General features: G+C 66.7%; 20 protein-coding genes. 13 read left to right on the forward strand and 7 right to left on the reverse strand.

Features of this window, described 5'->3' with window-relative positions; all coding sequences use genetic code 11:
- Positions 1 to 52: 52 nt before the first annotated feature.
- The gene (locus tag G9C89_RS12610) at positions 53 to 604 is read right to left on the reverse strand and encodes a chorismate--pyruvate lyase family protein (RefSeq protein WP_172148415.1); all 552 of its coding nucleotides are present in this window, start codon (positions 602 to 604) and stop codon (positions 53 to 55) included.
- 71 nt (positions 605 to 675) lie between these two features.
- A complete protein-coding gene (gene glcC, locus G9C89_RS12615; RefSeq protein ID WP_172148417.1) occupies positions 676 to 1452 on the reverse strand; it encodes a transcriptional regulator GlcC in 777 nt (258 codons plus the stop codon).
- A 256-nt stretch (positions 1453 to 1708) separates the two neighbouring features.
- On the opposite strand from glcC, the gene glcD reads away from it, so the two are divergent.
- The 12 genes from glcD to G9C89_RS12675 all read left to right on the forward strand — a co-directional run bounded on the left by glcD (position 1709) and on the right by G9C89_RS12675 (position 13795).
- Complete coding sequence (gene glcD / locus G9C89_RS12620) at positions 1709 to 3208, forward strand: glycolate oxidase subunit GlcD (RefSeq protein ID WP_172148419.1); 1500 nt, start codon at positions 1709 to 1711, stop codon at positions 3206 to 3208.
- Complete coding sequence (gene glcE / locus G9C89_RS12625; RefSeq protein WP_172148421.1) at positions 3208 to 4272, forward strand: glycolate oxidase subunit GlcE; 1065 nt, start codon at positions 3208 to 3210, stop codon at positions 4270 to 4272. Before glcD ends, glcE begins: the two co-directional genes overlap by 1 nt.
- A complete protein-coding gene (gene glcF / locus G9C89_RS12630) occupies positions 4273 to 5490 on the forward strand; it encodes a glycolate oxidase subunit GlcF (protein WP_172148423.1) in 1218 nt (405 codons plus the stop codon).
- Between the two features lie 55 nt (positions 5491 to 5545).
- Entirely contained in the window at positions 5546 to 5947 is a 402-nt protein-coding gene (locus G9C89_RS12635) for a heme-binding protein (protein ID WP_172148425.1), read from the forward strand.
- Between the two features lie 77 nt (positions 5948 to 6024).
- On the forward strand, positions 6025 to 8202 hold the full coding sequence (locus tag G9C89_RS12640) for a malate synthase G (RefSeq protein ID WP_172148427.1): 2178 nt from the start codon (positions 6025 to 6027) through the stop codon (positions 8200 to 8202).
- 168 nt (positions 8203 to 8370) lie between these two features.
- The gene (locus tag G9C89_RS12645) at positions 8371 to 10071 is read left to right on the forward strand and encodes an L-lactate permease (RefSeq protein ID WP_172148429.1); all 1701 of its coding nucleotides are present in this window, start codon (positions 8371 to 8373) and stop codon (positions 10069 to 10071) included.
- Between the two features lie 104 nt (positions 10072 to 10175).
- Positions 10176 to 10343 carry a rubredoxin gene (locus G9C89_RS12650; protein ID WP_079203891.1) on the forward strand — a complete coding sequence of 56 codons (168 nt, stop codon included), beginning with the start codon at positions 10176 to 10178 and terminating at the stop codon, positions 10341 to 10343.
- A 149-nt stretch (positions 10344 to 10492) separates the two neighbouring features.
- Entirely contained in the window at positions 10493 to 10660 is a 168-nt protein-coding gene (locus G9C89_RS12655; RefSeq protein ID WP_090499839.1) for a rubredoxin, read from the forward strand.
- Between the two features lie 81 nt (positions 10661 to 10741).
- Positions 10742 to 11926: an NAD(P)/FAD-dependent oxidoreductase gene (locus tag G9C89_RS12660; protein WP_172148431.1), complete on the forward strand. Its 1185-nt coding sequence runs from the start codon at positions 10742 to 10744 to the stop codon at positions 11924 to 11926.
- 188 nt (positions 11927 to 12114) lie between these two features.
- The gene (locus G9C89_RS12665) at positions 12115 to 12387 is read left to right on the forward strand and encodes an HU family DNA-binding protein (RefSeq protein WP_172148432.1); all 273 of its coding nucleotides are present in this window, start codon (positions 12115 to 12117) and stop codon (positions 12385 to 12387) included.
- 179 nt (positions 12388 to 12566) lie between these two features.
- Entirely contained in the window at positions 12567 to 12959 is a 393-nt protein-coding gene (locus G9C89_RS12670; protein ID WP_172148433.1) for a helicase, read from the forward strand.
- 80 nt (positions 12960 to 13039) lie between these two features.
- On the forward strand, positions 13040 to 13795 hold the full coding sequence (locus tag G9C89_RS12675) for a hypothetical protein (protein ID WP_172148434.1): 756 nt from the start codon (positions 13040 to 13042) through the stop codon (positions 13793 to 13795).
- A gap of 200 nt (positions 13796 to 13995) precedes the next feature.
- Here the strand turns inward: G9C89_RS12675 and G9C89_RS12680 are convergent, their stop codons facing one another.
- From G9C89_RS12680 to G9C89_RS12690, 3 genes are all read right to left on the reverse strand, one after another.
- A complete protein-coding gene (locus G9C89_RS12680; RefSeq protein ID WP_172148435.1) occupies positions 13996 to 15402 on the reverse strand; it encodes an aminoacyl-tRNA deacylase and HDOD domain-containing protein in 1407 nt (468 codons plus the stop codon).
- Between the two features lie 96 nt (positions 15403 to 15498).
- Entirely contained in the window at positions 15499 to 17574 is a 2076-nt protein-coding gene (gene recG / locus G9C89_RS12685) for an ATP-dependent DNA helicase RecG (protein ID WP_172148358.1), read from the reverse strand.
- Positions 17575 to 17584: 10 nt separating this feature from the next.
- Positions 17585 to 18511, reverse strand: a complete 927-nt coding sequence (locus G9C89_RS12690) for a hydrogen peroxide-inducible genes activator (protein WP_172148436.1) — start codon at positions 18509 to 18511, stop codon at positions 17585 to 17587.
- A 112-nt stretch (positions 18512 to 18623) separates the two neighbouring features.
- Between G9C89_RS12690 and G9C89_RS12695 the strand changes: the two genes are divergently transcribed.
- Positions 18624 to 19481, forward strand: a complete 858-nt coding sequence (locus G9C89_RS12695; RefSeq protein ID WP_172148437.1) for an NAD-dependent epimerase/dehydratase family protein — start codon at positions 18624 to 18626, stop codon at positions 19479 to 19481.
- 42 nt (positions 19482 to 19523) lie between these two features.
- Here G9C89_RS12695 and G9C89_RS12700 read toward each other — a convergent pair whose 3' ends face one another.
- Both G9C89_RS12700 and G9C89_RS12705 read right to left on the reverse strand, forming a co-directional pair.
- A complete protein-coding gene (locus G9C89_RS12700; protein ID WP_172148438.1) occupies positions 19524 to 20264 on the reverse strand; it encodes a hypothetical protein in 741 nt (246 codons plus the stop codon).
- A gap of 53 nt (positions 20265 to 20317) precedes the next feature.
- Positions 20318 to 20698, reverse strand: coding sequence for a RidA family protein (locus tag G9C89_RS12705; RefSeq protein WP_172148439.1), 381 nt, complete (start codon positions 20696 to 20698; stop codon positions 20318 to 20320).
- Positions 20699 to 20704 lie beyond the last annotated feature (6 nt).

The following is a 20704-nucleotide window of genomic DNA, read 5'->3' on the forward strand; positions in this document are numbered from 1 at the left end:
CCGTGGGGCGTCGCGCAGATGGCTGGTGGAAAACGCTTCGCGGTTTTCCACCCTACGCCTCGATCCCGGCGGCCGGCCAGAATTCGGGCAGAAACACTTCGACCACCAGCACCCCGAGGGCGCCGCGGCTGAAGCAGGAGCGGCGTGCCCACAGGCGTTCGGCGCGCACCTCGCCGGGCAGCCAGGGCGCCGGGTAACGGCAGGCCTGCAGGGCGCTGCGGTCGAAGGCGCGGTCGCTGAACAGCAGTTCGCCGAGCGAGCGGCTGCCGAGTTGCTCCAGGGCCAGGCCGGAGCCTTCCAGGGCGCTACGGGCGGCCACGCTGCGGGCGAATACCCAGGGTTGGCCGTGGCCGCGCAAATACACTTCGCGCACCCAGCCCTGACTGCCGGCGGCCACGTTGAGGGCGCTGCATTCGTCGCTGCGCAGGCGCTGCCAGCCCTCGACCAGCGGGGTGACGCTGAAGCCGTCATGGGACAGCGCGGTTAGCCGGCGGGTCAGCGAGTCTTGATTGAACAGCCAGTCGCGCACGCCGGCAGCGGGGACCGGGTGCAGTTGGCTGGCGGTCAGCCAGCGTGGCGGATGGGCGAGGGCGGCGTGGGGCACGGCAAAATCACCACGAATCGGAAGCGCGCGAGTCTAGCACGGACGTTCGCGGGCGTAGACGGGTTGCCCTGCTACGCCCAACCCTCCAGGCGCATGGTCGCGCGCACCAGGCGTTGCTCCTCCTGCTCGATCTCCTTGAGGTTGTCGCGGATGCTGAGGATGTGCTCGCGCGCCGCGCGTTGCGCCTGTTCCGGCAGGCGCTCGATCACCGCGTGATAGAGGCGCGCATGCTGGCGGTCGATCTGGCGTTTCTGCAGCGGCCGGTGATAGAGGTTGTTCACCGAGGCGAACACCGAGTTGAGCATCAGGTCGGTCAGCGATTGCAGGGTGTGCAGCAGCACCGGGTTGTGCGACGCCTCGCAGATGGCCAGGTGGAAGGCGTGGTCGAGGCGCGCATGTTCGCGCGGTTCGACCTCGCTCGGCGGCTCGTTGTGGGCGGCGAGCATTTCCTCGTAACGCCGGGTCAGCAGGACGAAATCCGCGTCGGTGCCGCGCAGGGCGGCCAGGCGCGCCGACTCGGCCTCGAGCAGGGCACGCACTTCGAGCAGGTCGAACAGGGTGCGTGGCTGCGAGCTGAACAGGTGCATCAGCGGGCTGGCGTCGCGCGGCCCGTTGAGGGTGGCGACCCGCGAATCGCGGCCCTGGGCGGTCTCGATGATGCCGCGCCCGCGCAGCACCTTGAGCCCTTCGCGCAGTGCCGAGCGGGAAATCCCCAGCTTCTCGCACAGGCGCCGTTCCGAGGGCAGGGCCTGGCCGGCCTTGAGCACGCCGTCGACGATCAGCCGTTCAATTTTCTCGGCGACCACATCGCTGACCTGGCGGCGTATTGCGGGCTGTTCTGCATCCATCGCGGCACACTCGCTGACTGGTATGACCAGTTATGGTTTATTGAAATTAGGCTGACCAATATAGGCGTGTAAGCCAGCCTAGATAAAGCCTGAGTCGATAAATGGTGACGCGCGGGCCTGAAAAAACTGGTCATACCAGTGTGGATGGCGATAGACGCCGCGGTTGCCAGGGACTAAACATGCTGCACAACCAGCGCACCGCTGTGCCGATGCGCCATAACGATTACACCCGCTACGCCACCTGAGTGAGCCTGCCATGAGCATTCTGTACGACGAGCGCATCGATGGCCCGTTGCCCGCGGTCGATAAGCCAGCCCTGCTGGCTGCATTGCGCGAGCAGTTGCCCGACCTGGACGTGCTGCACACCCAGGAAGACCTCAAGCCCTACGAATGCGATGGCCTCTCGGCCTACACCGCCACGCCGATGCTGGTGGTGCTGCCCGAGCGCATCGAGCAGGTCGAACGTCTGCTCAAGCTCTGCTACCAGCGCGGCGTGCCGGTGGTGGCGCGCGGCGCCGGCACCGGCTTGTCCGGCGGCGCCTTGCCGCTGGAGCAGGGCATCCTGCTGGTGATGGCGCGCTTCAACAAGATTCTCGAGGTCAACCCGGCCGGGCGCTTCGCCCGGGTCCAGCCCGGCGTGCGCAACCTGGCGATTTCCCAGGCCGCCGCGCCCCATGAACTGTATTACGCGCCGGATCCGTCCTCGCAGATCGCCTGTTCGATCGGCGGCAACGTGGCCGAGAACGCCGGCGGCGTGCATTGCCTGAAATACGGCCTGACCGTGCACAACCTGCTCAAGGTGGAGGTGCTCACGGTCGAGGGCGAACGCATGACCCTGGGTAGCGATGCCCTGGATGCGCCGGGCTTCGACCTGCTCGCGCTGTTCACCGGTTCGGAAGGCATGCTCGGCATCATCACCGAGGTCACGGTCAAACTGTTGCCCAAGCCGCAGGTGGCCAAGGTGCTGCTGGCCAGTTTCGACTCGGTGGAAAAAGCCGGGCGCGCGGTCGGCGCCATCATCGCCGCCGGCATCATTCCCGGCGGCCTGGAGATGATGGACAACCTGGCGATCCGCGCCGTCGAGGATTTCATCCATGCTGGTTACCCGGTCGAGGCCGAGGCCATCCTGCTGTGTGAGCTGGACGGCGTCGAAGCCGACGTGCAGGACGACTGCGAGCGGGTGCGCGCAGTACTGGAAGAGGCCGGCGCCAGCGAAGTGCGCCTGGCCCGCGACGAGGCCGAGCGGGTCCGGTTCTGGGCCGGGCGCAAGAACGCCTTCCCGGCGGTCGGGCGCATCTCGCCGGACTACTACTGCATGGACGGCACCATTCCGCGCCGCGAGTTGCCGGGGGTGCTCAGGGGCATTGCCGAGCTGTCCGCCGAGTACGGCCTGCGCGTGGCCAACGTATTCCACGCCGGCGACGGCAACATGCACCCGCTGATCCTGTTCGATGCCAACCAGCCCGGCGAGCTGGAGCGCGCCGAAGCCGTTGGCGGCAAGATCCTCGAACTCTGCGTGAAAGTCGGCGGCAGCATCACCGGCGAGCACGGCGTCGGCCGCGAGAAGATCAACCAGATGTGCAGCCAGTTCAACAGCGACGAGCTGACCCTGTTCCATGCGGTGAAAGCGGCCTTCGATCCCAAGGGCCTGCTCAATCCCGGCAAGAACATTCCGACCCTGCATCGTTGCGCCGAATTCGGCGCCATGCATGTGCACCACGGCCAGCTGCCCTTTCCCGATCTGGAGCGTTTCTGATGCACATGCCGCATGATTTCGATGCCAGCACGGCGCTGCTGGAACAGGTCAATCACGCCCTCAACAATGCGCTGCCGCTGCGCATTCAGGGCGGTAACAGCAAGGCCTTTCTCGGCCGCAAGGTCGAGGGCGAGGTGATCGACAGCCGCGCCCACCGCGGCATCGTCAGCTACGACCCGACCGAACTGGTGATCACCGCCCGCGCCGGCACCCCGCTGGCCGAATTGCAGGCGGCGCTGGACGAGGCCGGGCAGATGCTCAGCTGCGAGTCGCCGAGCTTCGCTGGCGGCGCCACCGTCGGCGGCATGGTCGCCACGGGCCTGTCCGGCCCGCGCCGGCCCTGGTCCGGTTCGGTGCGTGACATGGTGCTGGGCACGCGGCTGATCACCGGCCACGGCAAGCACCTGCGCTTCGGCGGCGAGGTGATGAAGAACGTCGCCGGCTATGATCTGTCGCGCCTGCTGGTGGGCAGTTTCGGTTGCCTGGGGCTGCTCACCGAGGTGTCGCTCAAGGTGCTGCCCAAGCCGCGTCAGTGCCTCAGCCTGCGCCTGCCGATGGACGCCGAGAGCGCGCTGCGCAAGCTCGCCGAGTGGGGCCAGCAGCCGCTCCCGCTGAGCGCCGCCAGCCATGACGGTCGCGCCCTGCACCTGCGCCTGGAAGGCGGCGAAGGTTCGGTGGCCGCCGCCCGCGAGCGCCTCGGTGGCGAGCTGCTCGACCCGACCTACTGGCAGCAGCTGAACGAGCAGCGCCTGGCGTTCTTCGCCGATCCGCGGCCGTTGTGGCGCCTGTCGCTGCCCAACAACACGCCGCTGCTGGCGCTGCCCGGCGAGCAGCTGATCGACTGGGGCGGTGCCCAGCGCTGGCTGAAATCGACTGCCGAGGCGGCGCAGATCCGCCGTATCGCCAGTGCCGCCGGCGGGCATGCCAGCTGCTTCAGCGCCGGCGTCTGCGACAGCCCGTTCCAGCCGCTGTCCGCGCCTTTGCTGCGCTATCACCGCCAGCTGAAAACCCAGCTCGACCCGCAGGGGATCTTCAACGCTGGCCGCATGTACGCCGAGGTTTAGATGCAGACGAATTTAACTGAACAGGCCAAGCGTCTGCCGCGCGGTGAAGAGGCCGAAAGCATCCTGCGCAGCTGCGTGCATTGCGGCTTCTGCAACGCCACCTGCCCGACCTACCAGCTGCTCGGCGACGAGCTGGACGGCCCGCGTGGGCGCATCTACCTGATCAAGCAGGTGCTGGAAGGCAACCAGGTCACCGCCAAGACCCAGTTGCACCTGGATCGCTGCCTGACCTGCCGCAACTGCGAAACCACCTGCCCGTCCGGGGTCGATTACCACAACCTGCTGGACATCGGCCGCGCCGTGGTCGACCAGGCCGTGCCGCGTCCGCTGGGCCAGCGCGTGCTGCGCGAAAGCCTGCGCGCCCTGGTGCCGCGGCCGGCCCTGTTCAAGGCCTTGGTCCAGGCCGGTGAGGCCTTCCGTCCGCTGCTGCCGGCCGTGCTCAAGGCCAAGCTGCCGCGGCAGATCCGCCCGGCCAAGCCGCGCCCGCCGGCGCAGCACGGCCGCCGCGTACTGATCCTCGAAGGCTGCGTGCAGGCCGGCCTGTCGCCCAACACCAACGCCGCCACGGCGCGGGTGCTCGATCGCCTCGGCATCAGCATCACCAGCGTGCGTGAAGCCGGCTGCTGCGGCGCCGTGGATTACCACCTCAATGCCCAGGAACAGGGTCTGCAGCGTGCCCGGCGCAATATCGACGCCTGGTGGCCGGCGATCGAGGTTGGCGCCGAAGCCATCGTGCAGACCGCCAGCGGCTGCGGCGCCTTCGTCAAGGATTACGGCCACCTGCTCGAACAGGACCCGGCCTACGCGGCGAAAGCCAAGCGGGTCAGCGAGCTGGCCAAGGATCTGGTCGAAGTGCTGCGCGGCGAGCCGCTGGAAGGCCTCGGCGTGCGGGGCGACCAGCGCCTGGCCTTCCATTGCCCGTGCACCCTGCAGCATGCGCAAAAACTCGGCGGGGCCGTCGAAGACGTGCTCGCCCGCCTGGGTTTCCAGCTCACCGCGGTGGCCGATGGGCACCTGTGCTGCGGTTCGGCCGGTACCTACTCGATCACCCAGCCGGAGCTGTCCAGGCAGTTGCGCGACAACAAGATGGACGCCCTGGAAAGCGGCAAGCCGCAGCTGATCGTCACCGCCAACATCGGCTGCCAGACCCACCTCGATGGCGCCGGCCGCACCCCGGTACGGCACTGGATCGAAGTGGTGGAAGAGGCCATGGGCTGAGAGTCACGGCCCACGAATTCGCGCACCACGCGCAAATCAATCATGAGGAAAGAACATGCAAAGCAAAGCCGTACTGGGTCAAGCCGAAGTCGCCCGCATCCTCGCCGCTGCGCGCGCCGAGGCGCAGCAGCACAACTGGGCCGTCAGCATTGCCGTGGTCGATGACGGCGGTCATCCGCTGGCCCTCGAACGCCTCGACGGCTGCGCGCCGATCGGCGCCTACATCGCCGGCGAAAAGGCGCGCAGTGCGGCGATTGGCCGGCGCGAGACCAAGGGTTACGAAGACATGGTCAACGGCGGTCGCAGCGCCTTCCTGTCCGCACCGCTGCTGACCTCCCTCGAAGGCGGTGTGCCGCTGATCGTCGACGGCCAGGTGATTGGCGCGGTCGGCGTGTCCGGGGTCAAGGCCGAGCAGGACGCCCAGGTCGCCAAGGCCGGTGTCGCCGCCCTGGCCTGAACGCAAAGCACCGAACAAAGCCTGACGCCCGCCGCTGCTGCCGCGGGACAGGCGAAGACTGAATTGGAGAACCGAAGATGACCGATCGCGTGAACTGCCAGCGCCTGCAAGTGGCCGCCAACCTGCAACGTTTCGTCGATGAAGAAGTGCTGCCGGGCACCGGGCTCGCGCGCGAGGCCTTCTGGGCCGGCTTCGACGCCCTGGTGCACGAGCTGGCGCCGCACAACCGTGCGCTGCTGGCCGAGCGCGAGCGCCTGCAGGGCGAACTGGACACCTGGCACCGCGCCCACCCGGGGCCGGTGACGGATATGCCGGCCTACCGCGCCTTCCTCGAAGCCATCGGTTACCTGCTGCCGCCACCGGCCAGCGTGCAGGCCAGCACCGCCCAGGTCGACAGCGAGATCAGCCGCCAGGCCGGCCCGCAGCTGGTGGTGCCGGTGATGAATGCGCGCTACGCGCTGAACGCCGCCAATGCGCGCTGGGGCTCGCTGTATGACGCGCTCTACGGCACCGACGCGATCAGCGAGGAGGGTGGGGCGCAGAAGGGCCCCGGCTATAACCAGGTGCGCGGGGCCAAGGTGATCGCCTTCGCCCGGGCCTTCCTCGACCAGGCCGCGCCTTTGGCCAGCGGCTCGCATGCCGACGCAGTCAGTTACCGGGTGGTCGCCGGCCAGTTGCAGGTCGGTCTGGCCAATGGCACGCGCAGCGGTCTGCGCCAGCCGGAAAAATTCCGCGGCCATCAGGGCGAGGCGGCGCAGCCCAGCGCCATCCTGCTGCAGAACAACGGCCTGCATGTGGAGATCCAGATCGACCCGAGCAGCCCGATCGGCCAGACCGATGCCGCTGGGGTCAAGGACCTGCTGATGGAAGCGGCGCTGTCGACCATTCTCGATTGCGAAGACTCGGTCGCCGCGGTCGATGCCGACGACAAGGTGCTGATCTACCGCAACTGGCTGGGCCTGATGAAGGGCGACCTGAGCGAGGAGCTGGACAAGGGCGGCAAGCGCATCACCCGCCGCCTCAACCCGGACCGCGAGTACCGCGGCGCCGACGGCAGTAACCTGACCCTGCACGGCCGTTCGCTGCTGTTCGTGCGCAACGTCGGTCACCTGATGAGCAACCCGGCGATCCTCGACGGCGAAGGTCGCGAGATCCCCGAAGGCATTCTCGACGGGGTGATGACCAGCCTGATCGGCCTGCACGACCTCAAGCGCCGCGGCAACTCGCGCAGCGGCAGCGTGTATATCGTCAAGCCGAAGATGCACGGCCCGCTCGAAGTGGCCTTCGCCGACCAGCTGTTCGGCCGGATCGAAGACCTCCTGGAGCTGCCGCGCAACACCCTGAAGATGGGCATCATGGACGAGGAGCGGCGCACCAGCGTCAACCTCGAGGCCTGCATCGGCGCCGCCAGCGCGCGGGTGGCCTTCATCAACACCGGCTTCCTCGACCGCACCGGCGACGAGATGCACACGGCCATGGAAGCCGGGCCGATGCTGCGCAAGGGCGACATGAAGAGCACACCGTGGATTCAGGCCTACGAGCGCAACAACGTGCTGGTCGGTCTCGGCTGCGGCCTGCGCGGCCGCGCGCAGATCGGCAAGGGCATGTGGGCCATGCCGGATCTGATGGCCGCCATGCTCGAACAGAAAATCGCCCAGCCCAAGGCCGGCGCCAACACCGCCTGGGTGCCGTCGCCGACCGCCGCCGTGCTGCATGCCCTGCACTACCACCAGGTCGACGTGCAGGCGGTGCAGCGCGAACTGGAAAGCATCGACTTCAACGCCGAGCGCGAGCGCCTGCTCGACGACCTGCTGACGGTTCCCGTGGCCCTCGAGCGCAGCTGGAGCGAGGCGGATATCCAGGAGGAACTGGACAACAACTGTCAGGGCATCCTCGGTTACGTGGTGCGCTGGGTCGAACAGGGCGTCGGTTGTTCCAAGGTGCCGGATATCCACAACGTCGGTCTGATGGAAGACCGCGCCACCTTGCGCATCTCCAGCCAGCACATCGCCAACTGGCTGCACCACGGCGTGGTCGAGCGGGCGCAGGTCGAGGAGACCCTGCAGCGCATGGCCAGGGTGGTCGATGGGCAGAATGCCGGCGACCCGCTGTACCGGCCGATGGCGGCGGATTTCCAACGCTCGCATGCCTTCCGCGCCGCCAGTGACCTGGTGTTCAAGGGGCGCGAACAGCCCAGCGGCTATACCGAGCCGTTGCTGCACGCCTGGCGCCTGCGCTTCAAGCAGCAGGGGTAACGCGCCTGGCGAACTGAATTCGGCCCCGTGCGCGCAGGCGTCCGGGGCTTTTGAGCATGAACGCCGCAGGCGCGGTGTTCGCGGGCCTGACTGGCTCCGATGCGTGATGACCGGGTCATTCCGGGCAACAGCAACAGTGGTTCACAACAACTAAAAAGGACCCAACCCATGAATCAAACGCTACTGTCCATCCTTGCCTTCGTGCCGCTGGTGCTGGCGGGTGTGCTGCTGATCGGCTTTCGCTGGCCGGCCAAGTACGCCATGCCGGTGGTCTTCCTGCTCACCGCGCTGATCGGCCTGACCGCCTGGGACATGTCCCTCAACCGGGTCGTGGCTTCCAGCCTGCAAGGGCTGATCCTCACTGCGGCGATCCTCTGGATCATCTTCGGTGCGATTCTGCTGCTCAACACCCTCAAACACTCCGGTGGCATCAGTGCGATCCGCCGCGGCTTTGCCAACATCACCCCGGATCGGCGGGTACAGGCCCTGATCGTCGCCTGGCTGTTCGGCTGCTTCATCGAGGGCGCCTCCGGTTTCGGCACCCCGGCCGCGGTGGCGGCGCCGCTGCTGGTCGCGTTGGGCTTTCCGGCCCTGGCGGCGGTGGTCCTGGGGATGATGGTGCAATCCACCCCGGTGTCCTTCGGCGCGGTCGGTACGCCGATTCTGGTGGGTGTGGCCGGCGGCCTGGACAAGGTCGGCATGAGCGAGCAATTGCTCGCCCTGAACAGTAACTGGGAGGTGTTCTTCCACCTGATCTATTCGCGGGTGGCGATTGTCCACGGCCTGATCGGCCTGCTGATGCCGCTGATCATGGTGATGATCATGACCCGCTTCTTCGGCAAGAATAAGTCGTGGAGAGAAGGCCTGGCGGTGGCGCCATTCGCCATCTTCACCGCGATCTGCTTCTCCGTGCCGTACATGGCCGCCGGGGTGTTCCTCGGTCCGGAATTCCCGTCGATGATCGGCGCCATGGTCGGTCTGGCCATCGTCGTGCCGGCTGCCAAGGCGGGCTTCCTGCTGCCGAAGCAGACCTGGGACTTCGCCGAAGCGAAAGACTGGCCGTCCGAGTGGATGGGCAAGGTCGAGATGAGGATCGAGGATGTCGCGGGCAAGACCCCGGTGTCCGTCGCCATGGCCTGGGCGCCTTACCTGTTGCTGGCGATCTTCCTGGTGCTGTCGCGGGTCTTCCCCGAGCTCAAGGCGGCGCTGATCGCGGTCAGCTTCGGCTGGAAGGACATCCTCGGCGAAACCGGCGTCTCCGGTACCCTGGAACCGCTGTATCTGCCGGGTGGCATCCTGTGCATGGTGGTGATCGTGACCTGCTTCCTGCACCGCATGCGCTTCAGCGAGCTGAAGGCCGCGGTCAGCGAGTCGAGCCGCACCCTGCTGGGTGCCGGTTTCGTGTTGATCTTCACCATTCCGATGGTGCGTATCCTGATCAACTCCGGGGTCAACGGTTCCGACCTGATGTCGATGCCGGTGGCCATGGCGCAACTGGTGGCCGACAGCGTGGGCGGCGTGTATCCGTTCTTCGCCCCGGCCGTGGGCGCCCTGGGCGCCTTTATCGCCGGCTCCAACACCGTGTCCAACCTGATGCTCTCGCAGTTCCAGTTCAACACCGCCGGCCTGCTCGGCGTGTCCGGGGCGATGATGGTGGCGGCGCAGTCGGTCGGTGCGGCCGCTGGCAACATGATCGCGATCCACAACGTGGTGGCGGCCTCGGCCACCGTGGGTCTGCTCGGGCGCGAAGGAATCACCCTGCGCAAGACCATGCTGCCGACCCTGTACTACCTCCTGGCAGCCGGTAGCCTGACCATGATCGCCATGTATGGCATGGCCATCAGCGATCCGCTGCTCATCGCGCGCTGATCGTGGCTGCCGCCGGGCGCAATTGCCCGGCCGGCGGCTTGGCGCCCCCGCGGATTTCCGGTAGCGTGCCTGCATGCACTACCCGAGAGGCACCCGAGGACGTTATGAAGAAGTGGCAATGTGTGGTCTGTGGATTGATTTACGACGAAAGCCAGGGCTGGCCCGACGAAGGCATCGCCGCGGGTACGCCCTGGCAAGACGTACCGCAAGACTGGCTGTGCCCGGACTGCGGCGTGGGCAAACTGGATTTCGAGATGATCGAAATCGGCTGATCACGGTCCATAAAAGACGGCGACCCCAGGGTCGCCGTTTTTTATCGGCCGGGTAATTGCCGGCTACCCCGCCGCTGGCCTGGGCCAGGCTTGGCGCAGGGGGGCAATTGCGCTAGGGTCGGGGAAATTCCCAGCGCGCGGAGGTCGTCATGCGCAAGTGGCAATGCATCGTCTGCGGCTTTATCTACGATGAAGCCGCAGGTCTGCCCGAAGAAGGCCTTGCACCGGGTACCCCCTGGGAAGACATCCCCGCGGACTGGCTGTGTCCGGACTGCGGCACCGGCAAGCAGGATTTCGAGATGATCGAAATCAGCTGAGTGGCCAGGGTTCTCTGAATAGTCCATGCAGTGGCGCCGACCCGAGGCCGCGGCCCGGTTTTGCCGATCGAGGAAGTGAAGATGAGCGCAGCTGTGGCGACGCCCGTGGTTACACCCGTGGTTACACCCGTAGTGATAGTCGGTACCGGCCTGGCCGGCTACAACCTGGCCCGGGAGTTTCGCAAGCTGGACAGCGACACCCCGTTGCTGCTGATCAGCGCCGATGATGGCCGCTCCTACTCCAAGCCGATGCTGTCCACCGGCTTCGGCAAGCACAAGGACGCCGATGGCTTGAGCATGGCCGAACCCGGCGCCATGGCCGAACAGCTCAAGGCCGAGATCTATACCCATACGCGCATTACCGGCATCGATCCGGGGCATAAGCGCCTGTGGATCGGCGAGGAGCCGGTGGCCTACCGCGACCTGGTGCTGGCCTGGGGCGCGGAACCGATTCGGGTGCCGGTCGCGGGCGACGCCCAGGACGCGATCCTGCCGATCAACGACCTGGAAGACTACGCCCGCTTTCGCGCCGCCGCGGCCGGGAAAAAGCGTGTGCTGCTGCTCGGTGCCGGCCTGATCGGTTGCGAGTTCGCCAACGACCTCAGCCTCGGTGGTTATCAGGTCGAGCTGGTGGCGCCCTGCGAGCAGGTCATGCCCGGCCTGCTGCATCCGGCGGCGGCAGCGGCGGTGCAGGCGGGCCTGGAAAGCCTCGGGGCGCGCTTCCACCTCGGCCCGGTACTGGCCAGCCTCAACCGTACAGGCGCGGGTCTGCAAGGGCGCCTGTCCGACGGCACGCCGATCGCCTGCGATCTGGTGCTCTCGGCGGTCGGCTTGCGTCCACGCACCGAGTTGGCCGCAGCGGCCGGGCTGCAGGTCAATCGCGGGATCATGGTCGACCGTGAACTGCGCAGCTCCCACGCCAACATCTATGCCCTGGGCGATTGCGCCGAGGTCGATGGCCTCAACCTGCAATACGTCATGCCGCTGATGCACTGCGCTCGCGCCCTGGCCCAGACCCTGGCCGGGAAGCCGAGCGCCGTCAGTTACGGGCCGATGCCGGTCACGGTGAAGACCCCGGTGTGCCCGTTGGTGGTTTCGCCGCCGCCGCGCGACAGGCCGGGCGAGTGGACGGTCGAGGGCAGCGGCAGCGACATCCGGGCGCTGTGCCGCGATGTCGCCGGCAGCCTGCTCGGGTATGCCTTGACCGGTACGGCCGTGCAGGAAAAGCTCGCGCTGAATAAGCAGTTGCCGGCGCTGCTGGCGTGAATGCCGGCCGCTCTGTCGTAAATACCCTCAAATTGTCCGGTTAAACTGTCGGACAAGACTGGCGCAGGTCTTGATCACATGCCATTCTCCCTGTGGTCTGCCGCAGCGCAGAGCTGTTGCGGCGCCTTGGGCGCTGTTCTGGATGAGCAGCACGGACACAACAACAAAAAACCGTCAAAGGGGCATTTATGCGTAAACCGGAACTCGCCGCCGCCATCGCCGAAAAGGCGGATCTGACCAAAGATCAGGCTAATCGTGTACTCAACACCGTACTGGAAGAAATCACCGGTGCACTGAACCGCAAGGACAGTGTGACCCTGGTGGGCTTCGGCACTTTCGTGCAGCGTCACCGCGGTGCTCGCACCGGCAAAAACCCGCAAACCGGTCAGCCGGTCACGATCAAGGCCAGCAACACCGTCGCCTTCAAACCGGGCAAGTCCCTGAAAGACGCGGTCAACTGAGCCTCGCCAGCCCGGGGCCGACTGGCTCCGGGTTTCCTCCACAAACTGTCGAGGCTGTTCAGGCAGTCGCCGTTCGACAGTCTTCCGCGCTTCTCACCGGCTTCGCTGCCGGGCTGTAGTCCCCCGCGAAAAACACTACAATGCGCCGCCAATTCTCTTCACCCATTGAGGCCGTGCGCATGAAATTCCGTTTTCTCCTGTGGATGCTGGGGCGCCTGATGGCCAAGGCCAGCCGCGACAACCCGGCTTTCCAGCAGCAACTGGTCGACCGCGACATGGTATTCCAGCTGCACACGCTGGATGGCAAGGTGGCCCGACACTTCATCGTCAAGGACCGGCGCATCAGCAGCAAGCGCGGCCCGGCCAGCCAGCCGGCCTTTGCCCTGGGCTTCAAGGATGCCGCCTACGGCTTCGCCACCATGAGCGCGAAGAACAAGCAGCTGGCCTTTATGCAGGGCATCCAGAACAAGGACATCCAGATCCAGGGCAACCCGGCGCTGGTGATCTGGTTCCAGGGCTTGACCAAGTACCTGATGCCGAAAAAGAACAGCAGCACGAAAAAAGCCGCCTGATCCCTTTCGCCGGCCTGCGCCGCTGGCCGGCGCCGGTTGCATTCGCTAGGCTGGAGCACCGTCATCGTGGATGCCAGCTAATGCGCTTGTCGCTGCTTGTCCTGCTCCTCATCAGCAACCTGGCTCACGCCGCCCCGGCCAGAGTCGAAGCCTTTGCCCCGGTGTTCGAGCTGGCCGGCATTCGCCTGCTCTGCGAGCAGAGTGCGCCGCTGCTGGAGCGTGGGTTGAACAAGCGGCAGCAGGCGCAACTGGGCGACGCCTTCGCCGCCGATGCGCTGTGCCTGGACCTCGCCGGGCAGCTCGCCGACACTTTCGATCAGGCCCGGCTACAGCAGATCCAGGGCGTGCTCGGCAGCGCCGCGGCCCAGCGCTTCAGCGAGGCGGAACGCGCGGTCGGTGAAGACGGCGGCGCGGCACTGGCCAGCTACCGGGCACAACTGGCCCAGCGGCCGCCGCGCGAAGAGCGTCTGGCATTGGTGCGGCGCCTCGATAGCGCCTCGCACACCAGCGAACTGGCCAGCCTGCTGCGTTACGAAGTGGGCAAGACCCAGGCGCTGTTGGCCCTCATGGCGCGTGGCGATAGCCTCGACGAGCAGGCGCTGAGCCGCCAGACCGCGAGCCAGGCCGCAGCGCTGCGGGCCTCGAGCGTCGAGGCGGTGGAGTCGTTCATGCTCTATGCCTACCGGCAGATGCCCAGCGCGCAACTGGCCGAATACGCCGCGCTCTACGAGCAGCCGGCGGTCGCGTTGTTGCTGGAACGCTGCGTGCAGGTGTTGCCGCAGCTGTTCGCCGAGCGGCGGGGAATGCTCAGGAAGGCGGCAGCCAAGAAGCACTAGGTCGCTGAGGCTCGGTTGCGCAGCCTGGATAAGCGTCAGCGCAATCCGGGATGTGTCCGGGCTACAGGCGGGTGGGCCGACGCGGGTCGCCGCCCGGCCGCACCCTATGCGGCTGTTGACTTGCGATGGGTCGCGCTGCGCTCAAGCCTACGCGGCCCGCCATCCTGCACAAGCCGGCCTAACCCCGGGGTTCTGCGGCCTCAATGCAGCGGATGGAACTGGGTGGCCAGTTCGCGTAGCGCGACTTCGGCGGCGAGGACCTTGGTCACTGCCTCTTCGGCCTTCTCGCGGCTCAGATCCAGGGCATCGAACAGGCTCTGCGGAATCTCGCTGGCTGGGCCGGCACCGATGCCGCGGTTGCGCAGCAGTCTGACCGCCAGGCACACCAGGTTGGGGTAGGCGGCATGAGCGCCGGCATACTCGGGGTCGTGCTGGAAGCGCAGGGCGATGGCCAGTTCTTCGGGCATGTCCCAGTAGCGCATCAGCCAGGTGCCGATCTGCTCGCGGCTGATGCCCAGCAGATGTTGCTCGATGTAGCTGTGCGACAGGTGCGGATTGACTTCCATGTGCCGGCAGATCAGCGAGAAGTGCGGCGGGAAGACATGCGCCAGCACCAGATAGCCGAAGTTGTGCAGCAGGCCGGCGAGGTAGGTCAGCCCCGCTTCCGGGCGCTGGACGCGCGGCATGGCTCGGGTCAGGCCCTCGATCACGGCGGCGGTGTAGATCGCCTGTTGCCAATAGGGCGTGGCCTGTTGCGGCTGGTCTTTGGGCAGGCTGAGGGTTTTGCCCAGGGCCAGGCCGAGGGCCAGGTTGATCACCAGGTCGAAGCCGAGCACGCGAACGATGGCGTCTTCCACCGAGCGAATCTTGCCGGGTGCGGCGTAATAGGGTGAGGCGGCCCAGCTGACCACCTGGGCGGCCAGCGCCGGGTCGGTTTCGACCACGCCGGTGATGTCGTCTACCGTGGCATTCGGGTCGACCCGCAGCTTGATGATCTTCTGTGCGGTTTCCGCCAGCGGCGGGATTTCGATGGTTTCTTCCAGGCGTTGCTGGATGCGCCGTGCGGTGAAGGCTTGCACCGCCAGGGTTATCTCGGCGCGGTCGTCGTCGGGGCGGTCGAGGTTGAGCCGGATATTGCTCAATGGCTCGCCGATACGGGCGGCGCTGGCTTTGCTCAGCAGGCTCTTGAAGACCTCGCTGGCTATTTCCAGGAGTACGCCGGGTTGGCCGGATTCGATGAACAGGCTCGGCACTTGCAGCAGGCGCTCATCGTACAGGCAGGGCGAGCTGGTCAGCTGCGGCAGGCCGGGCAATACGCCGAGGGCATGCTTGGCGAGCATGCGTTGCAGGCGCTCGGGTTTTACCGCGACCAGTGTGCGCCCGGTCAGCTCGGCCAGGCGATCCAGAGCGAGCAGTTGGCTCTGTGGAAAGAGCACCAGCAAGGCGCCAACCGCATCTTCGAGGAGCACCGCCTGTACCCGTTGCGTGGCGGGTAACCCGGCACGCTCGCCGTGTACCCGATAAGCCAGGCCGAGTTTATCCAGCAATTGCACGATCACCGGCGGCGGGGTTGCTGCGGTGTCTGGGGCGAGGGCTACATCACTCATAACGAAATCCGGTTCGGAGGGGGGCGCAAGTGCCCGAAGTATAAACAGCAGGCCGCTGGGGCGAGGGCTGAGGCGACGGATGCCCTGTGAACTGGTTCACACTTGTCCGTATTGCTGGCCATGTCGCAGCCAGCGCTCGAGCAGCGGGCTGACATGCTGCGGCCAATGTTCCAGCAGGGCTTGCGCGGCATCGCGCACGGCCGGCAGCAGGTCGGCATCACGCATCAGGTCGGCGACCTTGAACTGCAGCAGGCCGGTTTGCCGGGTACCGAGCATTTCTCCCGGGCCGCGCAGCTCCAGATCTTTTTCGGCAATGACGAAACCATCGCAGGTCTCGCGCATGATGCCAAGCCGTTCCCGACCCAATTGCGACAGTGGTGGGTGGTAGAGCAGTACGCAATGGCTGGCGGCACTGCCGCGGCCGACCCGCCCGCGCAACTGGTGCAGCTGGGCCAGGCCCAGGCGCTCGGGGTTCTCGATGATCATCAGGCTGGCATTGGGCACGTCGACGCCGACCTCGATCACGGTGGTGGCGACCAGCAGTTGCAACTGGCCCTGCTTGAACTGTTCCATCACCGCGGCTTTTTCCGTCGGCTTCATGCGCCCGTGAATCAGGCCGACATTGAGCCCGCCGAGCGCGCCGACCAGATCCTCGAAGGTGGTCTCGGCGGCCTGGCAGGTCAGCTCCTCGGACTCCTCGATCAGGGTGCACACCCAGTAGGCCTGGCGGCCTTCGTTGCAGGCCGAACGCACCCGTTCGATCACCTCCGGGCGGCGGCTGTCGGCGATCACCAGGGTGTTCACCGGGGTGCGGCCGGGCGGCAGCTCATCGAGAATCGAGGTGTCGAGGTCGGCATAGGCGCTCATCGCCAGGGTACGCGGGATCGGCGTGGCGGTCATGATCAGCTGGTGCGGGCACATGCGTCCGCCGATGCCTTTCTGGCGCAGGGCCAGGCGCTGTTGCACGCCGAAGCGGTGCTGCTCGTCGATGATCACCAGGGCCAGTCGGGCGAATCTGACCTCGTCCTGAAACAGTGCATGGGTGCCGACCACCATGGCCGCGCTACCGGCGATCTGTTCCAGCGCCGCTACGCGGGCCTTGCCCTTGAGCTTGCCGGCCAGCCAGGCGACCTCGATGCCGAGTGGCGCCAGCCATTTGCTGAAATTGAGGAAGTGCTGCTCGGCGAGGATCTCGGTGGGCGCCATCAGGGCGACCTGATAGCCGGCCTCCAGCGCCTGCAGGGCGGCGAAGGCGGCGACCACGGTCTTGCCTGCGCCGACATCGCCCTGGATCAGGCGCAGCATGGGCTCGTCCTGGCTGAGGTCATAGGCGATCTCGGCGCCGACCCGTTGTTGCGCGCCGGTGGGGGTAAAGCCCAGGTTGGCGAGGTACTGCTGCGGCAGGCGCTTGGCCAGCGGCAATGCCGGTGCCTGTTGGGCGCGCACGCTTTCGCGCAGGCGTTGCAGGGACAGCTGGTGGGTCAGCAGTTCCTCGAAGGCCAGGCGGTGTTGCGCCCAGTGGCGGCCCTCGGCGAGTTCTGCCTGGTCGGCGTCCGGCGGTGGCCGGTGCAGGTAGCGCAGCGCCTGATCCAGCGGGCTCAGCCGGTAGTCGCGGGCCAGTTCGCGCGGTAGCCAGTCCGGCAGGCTCTGCGGGCCGAGGCGGGCCAGGGCCTGTTCGCTCAAGCTGCGCAGGTGCTGCTGGGTCAGGCCTTCGGTGCTCGGGTAGATCGGCGTCAGGGTCTGCTCCACGGCAATCGGTTCGCTGGCCGAGAGCGCACGGTATTCCGGGTGGTAGATCTCCAGGCCGGAAGAGCCGGGGCGCACTTCGCCGTAGCAGCGCACCTGGGTGCCGCGCTTGAGGCCTTCCTTCTGCGCCTGGCTGAAGTGGTAGAAGCGCAGGGACAGGCTGCCGCTGCCGTCCTGCAGGCGCACCAGCAGGCTGCGCCGGCGGCCCATGACCACATCGGCGCCGACCACCGTGCCTTCGACCACGGCGTCCTGGCCGGGCCGCAGTTCACCGATCGGCACGATGCGGGTGCGATCCTGGTAACGCAGGGGCAGGTGGAACAGCACATCCTGCAGGGTTTCCAGGCCGACCTTGGCGAGTTTTTCGGCCAGGGCGGCGCCGACGCCTTTCAGCGCGGTGACGGAAACCGCAGCGAGCTCGGTCATGGGGCGCGCCTTAGGCGGTTTTTGCTTGCGGCTGGGCCACCGAGCACAGGCGGATCGAGTCGGCCAGGATTTCGATGGCTTTCGGCCGCGGGAAACTGGCGCGCCAGGCGATGGCCACGGTGCGGAACGGTGCCGGGGCGCTGAGTGGACGCACTTCGATGATCCCAGGGGCATAGTGGTGGCTGTCCACCGCCGAGAGCGGCAGGATCGACACGCCGAGGCCGGAGGCGACCATATGGCGGATGGTCTCCAGCGAACTGGATTCCACGGTGGTGTGCTGGGCGTGTTCTTCGCCGCCCTTGCGCAGGCTCGGGCAGGCTTCCAGCACCTGGTCACGGAAGCAGTGACCTTCGCCGAGCAGCAGCAGGCTCTTGTCGTTGAGCAGCTTGGTATCGATGGTCTTCATCGCCGCCCAGGGGTGACCGGCCGGCAGCAGCGCGTAGAAGGGTTCGTCGTAGAGCGGCAGGGTCAGCACGTCGGCCTCCTGGAACGGCAGGGCGATGATGATCGCGTCCAGCTCGCCGGTGCGCAGCTTGTCGCGCAGCACGTGGGTGAAGTTCTCTTCGATATACAGCGGCATCTGCGCCGCCACCCGGTGCAACTGCGGAATCAGGTGGGGGAACAGGTAGGGGCCGACGGTATAGATGGCGCCGATCTTCAGCGGTGCAGTCAGCTGGTTCTTGCCGGCCTGGGCCAGCTCGCGGATGCCCTGGGCCTGCTCCAGCACCTTCTGCGCCTGGGTGACGATGCCTTCGCCGACCGGGGTCAGGCGCACCGCGCTCTTGCTGCGTTCGAAGATCAATACGCCGAGTTCGTCCTCGAGCTTCTTCACCCCCACCGACAGGGTCGGCTGGCTGACATGGCAGCGCTCGGCGGCACGGCCGAAGTGTTGTTCCTGGGCGAGGGTGACGATGTAGCGCAGCTCGGTGAGGGTCATAGTGTTTATCCATTAAGTTGCTGCCAAGCATAGCCTTTGCATTGCAATCAACCAACCGGGCTAGACTGTCTGCCAGTGAATTACTGCGGCCAGTGAATTGATGGAGAGTTTCATGTCGACATGCCCGAGTCTGTTGATTGCCGGTTGCGGCGATGTCGGTACGCGGCTGGGTCTGCGCCTGGCGACGGCGGGATGGACAGTGCATGGCTTGCGGCGTGCGGTCGAGCAGTTGCCCGAGCAGATCCTGGCGGTTGCCGGGGACCTGCAGGTCGATGGCTGTCCGCCGGCCTGGCCGACGGCTGGGCTGGATTACCTGGTGTACTGCGCGGCGGCGACTGCCGCCGACGAGGCCGGTTACCGCGCCGCCTACGTCGACGGCCTGCGCCGGGTGCTCGGCTGGCTCGCGCAGCATGGGCAGACACCCAGGCGCCTGCTGTTCGTCTCCAGCAGCAGCGTCTATGCCCAGCAGGCTGGCGAGTGGGTCGACGAGACTTCGCCGGCCGAGGCCACCGGCTTTTCCGGACGAATCATGCGCGAAGCCGAGCAACTGGCCCTGCACAGCGGTATTGCCGCCAGCGTGGTGCGTCTGACCGGCATCTACGGGCCGGGCCGGCAATGGCTACTCGGCCAGGTGCGCCAGGGCTACAGGGTGGCGAGCGAGCCGCCGCTGTATGGCAATCGGATTCATGTCGACGATGCGGCCGGCTTGCTGGCCTGCCTGCTGCAAGCCGATGCCCTTGGGGTGGTGCTGGAGGACTGCTACCTCGGCGTCGACGATGAGCCGGCGCCGCTGCACGAGGTGGTGGCCTGGCTGCGCGAGCAGTTGGGCGTCAGCCACTGGGCCGAGCAGTCCAGCGTGCGCCGCGCCGGCAGCAAACGCTGCAGCAACGCCCGCGCCCGCGCCCTGGGTTGGGCGCCCGAGTATCCGAGCTACCGCGAGGGCTACGCGGCGGTACTGGCGCAGTCTTGAGGTCGGCGGGTCATTTCATATGACCCACAGCTGCAAGCCGGACTAGCGGCTGATGCGCTCAAGCCGCCAGCGCAGATCGCCCTTGTGGTAATCGGGCATTTCATCGTTTTGCGCGCGGTTGCGTGCCGCGAAGATGCTCAGGTGCTGGTCATCGCGCTCGAACAGCCAGGTCTGGCCCTGTTCGCCGAGTTGCAGCCAGACGCTGTCGAATTCGCCGCTCATCGCGGCGCAGTCGCCGGCCAGGCACAGGGCATAGCGCTCGGTGCCGGGCAGACCCTCGACACGGCCGTCAGGTCGGAACAGCACCAGGCCACCTTCGCCCAGGCCCTGCCTGATCGTCCAGCTGCCGCCCAGGTAGGCGCCGTAGAGCGCTTGCTCGAAGCTCCTGCCCAGCGGGGCATCCACTGCTACAGGCGTTGCTGGACGGGCAAAGCGTTGCTCCGGCCAGGTGTCGCTGGCGGCCTGCAGCAGTTCGTCGCCGCTGAGGCTGAGCGATTCGTGATAGTCGGCGTAGAAATCGACCCGCCAACGGCTGTCGCCCTGGTCGAGCAATTGGCCTTCGCCCTGCTCGAAGCCGTTGCTGTAAATGGCGAGCCGGCGTTGCGGCTGGATTCGCCACTCGAGGTTGGGGCCATAGGCGAGCAGTGCTTCGCGCAGGTTGCCGCCTTCGGTGGCGGCATCGATCGCCGCCTGGTTGATCCAGGTGCCGCTGGGGTCGCCCGGCTTGCCGGCACAACCGCCGAGCAGCGAGGCGCCGAGTAGCACCGCGAGAAGGGGGCGCATGAGCCATTCCTTGTGCAAGAAGGGTGGCGGGGCGCGGTGCCCCGCCGGAGGACTTATTCGAGTACCAGAATCGCGTCCATTTCCACTTGGGCGCCCTTCGGCAGTGCGGCTACGCCGATGGCGGCGCGGGCCGGATAGGGTTGCTGGAAGTAGCGGCCCATGACTTCGTTGACGGTGGCGAAATGCGCCAGGTCGGTGAGGAAGATGTTCAGCTTGACCACATCCTTGAACGAGCCGCCAGCGGCTTGCATGACGGCCTTGAGGTTCTCGAAGACCTGCACGGTCTGGGCTTCGAAGCCTTCGACCAGTTCCATGGTCTGCGGGTCCAGCGGGATCTGCCCGGACAGGTAGACGGTGTTGCCGGCCTTGATCGCCTGGGAATAGGTGCCGATGGCGGCGGGGGCCTTGTCGCTGTTGATGACGCTCTTGCTCATGGGGAC

Source organism: Pseudomonas tumuqii (genome assembly GCF_013184545.1).
GTDB lineage: Bacteria > Pseudomonadota > Gammaproteobacteria > Pseudomonadales > Pseudomonadaceae > Aquipseudomonas > Aquipseudomonas tumuqii.

Bases quoted from the DNA above. Each gene is read 5' to 3' on its own strand.
- G9C89_RS12650 (WP_079203891.1), top strand. From the start codon at position 10,176: ATGAAGAAGTGGCAATGTGTGGTCTGTGGATTGATTTACGACGAAAGC.
- G9C89_RS12675 (WP_172148434.1), top strand. From the start codon at position 13,040: ATGCGCTTGTCGCTGCTTGTCCTGCTCCTCATCAGCAACCTGGCTCAC.
- G9C89_RS12655 (WP_090499839.1), top strand. From the start codon at position 10,493: ATGCGCAAGTGGCAATGCATCGTCTGCGGCTTTATCTACGATGAAGCC.
- G9C89_RS12670 (WP_172148433.1), top strand. From the start codon at position 12,567: ATGAAATTCCGTTTTCTCCTGTGGATGCTGGGGCGCCTGATGGCCAAG.
- G9C89_RS12635 (WP_172148425.1), top strand. From the start codon at position 5,546: ATGCAAAGCAAAGCCGTACTGGGTCAAGCCGAAGTCGCCCGCATCCTC.
- glcC (WP_172148417.1), bottom strand. From the start codon at position 1,452: ATGGATGCAGAACAGCCCGCAATACGCCGCCAGGTCAGCGATGTGGTC.
- glcF (WP_172148423.1), top strand. From the start codon at position 4,273: ATGCAGACGAATTTAACTGAACAGGCCAAGCGTCTGCCGCGCGGTGAA.
- G9C89_RS12700 (WP_172148438.1), bottom strand. From the start codon at position 20,264: ATGCGCCCCCTTCTCGCGGTGCTACTCGGCGCCTCGCTGCTCGGCGGT.
- G9C89_RS12680 (WP_172148435.1), bottom strand. From the start codon at position 15,402: ATGAGTGATGTAGCCCTCGCCCCAGACACCGCAGCAACCCCGCCGCCG.
- glcD (WP_172148419.1), top strand. From the start codon at position 1,709: ATGAGCATTCTGTACGACGAGCGCATCGATGGCCCGTTGCCCGCGGTC.
- G9C89_RS12705 (WP_172148439.1), bottom strand. From the start codon at position 20,698: ATGAGCAAGAGCGTCATCAACAGCGACAAGGCCCCCGCCGCCATCGGC.
- G9C89_RS12640 (WP_172148427.1), top strand. From the start codon at position 6,025: ATGACCGATCGCGTGAACTGCCAGCGCCTGCAAGTGGCCGCCAACCTG.
- G9C89_RS12695 (WP_172148437.1), top strand. From the start codon at position 18,624: ATGTCGACATGCCCGAGTCTGTTGATTGCCGGTTGCGGCGATGTCGGT.
- G9C89_RS12665 (WP_172148432.1), top strand. From the start codon at position 12,115: ATGCGTAAACCGGAACTCGCCGCCGCCATCGCCGAAAAGGCGGATCTG.
- recG (WP_172148358.1), bottom strand. From the start codon at position 17,574: ATGACCGAGCTCGCTGCGGTTTCCGTCACCGCGCTGAAAGGCGTCGGC.
- G9C89_RS12690 (WP_172148436.1), bottom strand. From the start codon at position 18,511: ATGACCCTCACCGAGCTGCGCTACATCGTCACCCTCGCCCAGGAACAA.
- glcE (WP_172148421.1), top strand. From the start codon at position 3,208: ATGCACATGCCGCATGATTTCGATGCCAGCACGGCGCTGCTGGAACAG.
- G9C89_RS12645 (WP_172148429.1), top strand. From the start codon at position 8,371: ATGAATCAAACGCTACTGTCCATCCTTGCCTTCGTGCCGCTGGTGCTG.
- G9C89_RS12660 (WP_172148431.1), top strand. From the start codon at position 10,742: ATGAGCGCAGCTGTGGCGACGCCCGTGGTTACACCCGTGGTTACACCC.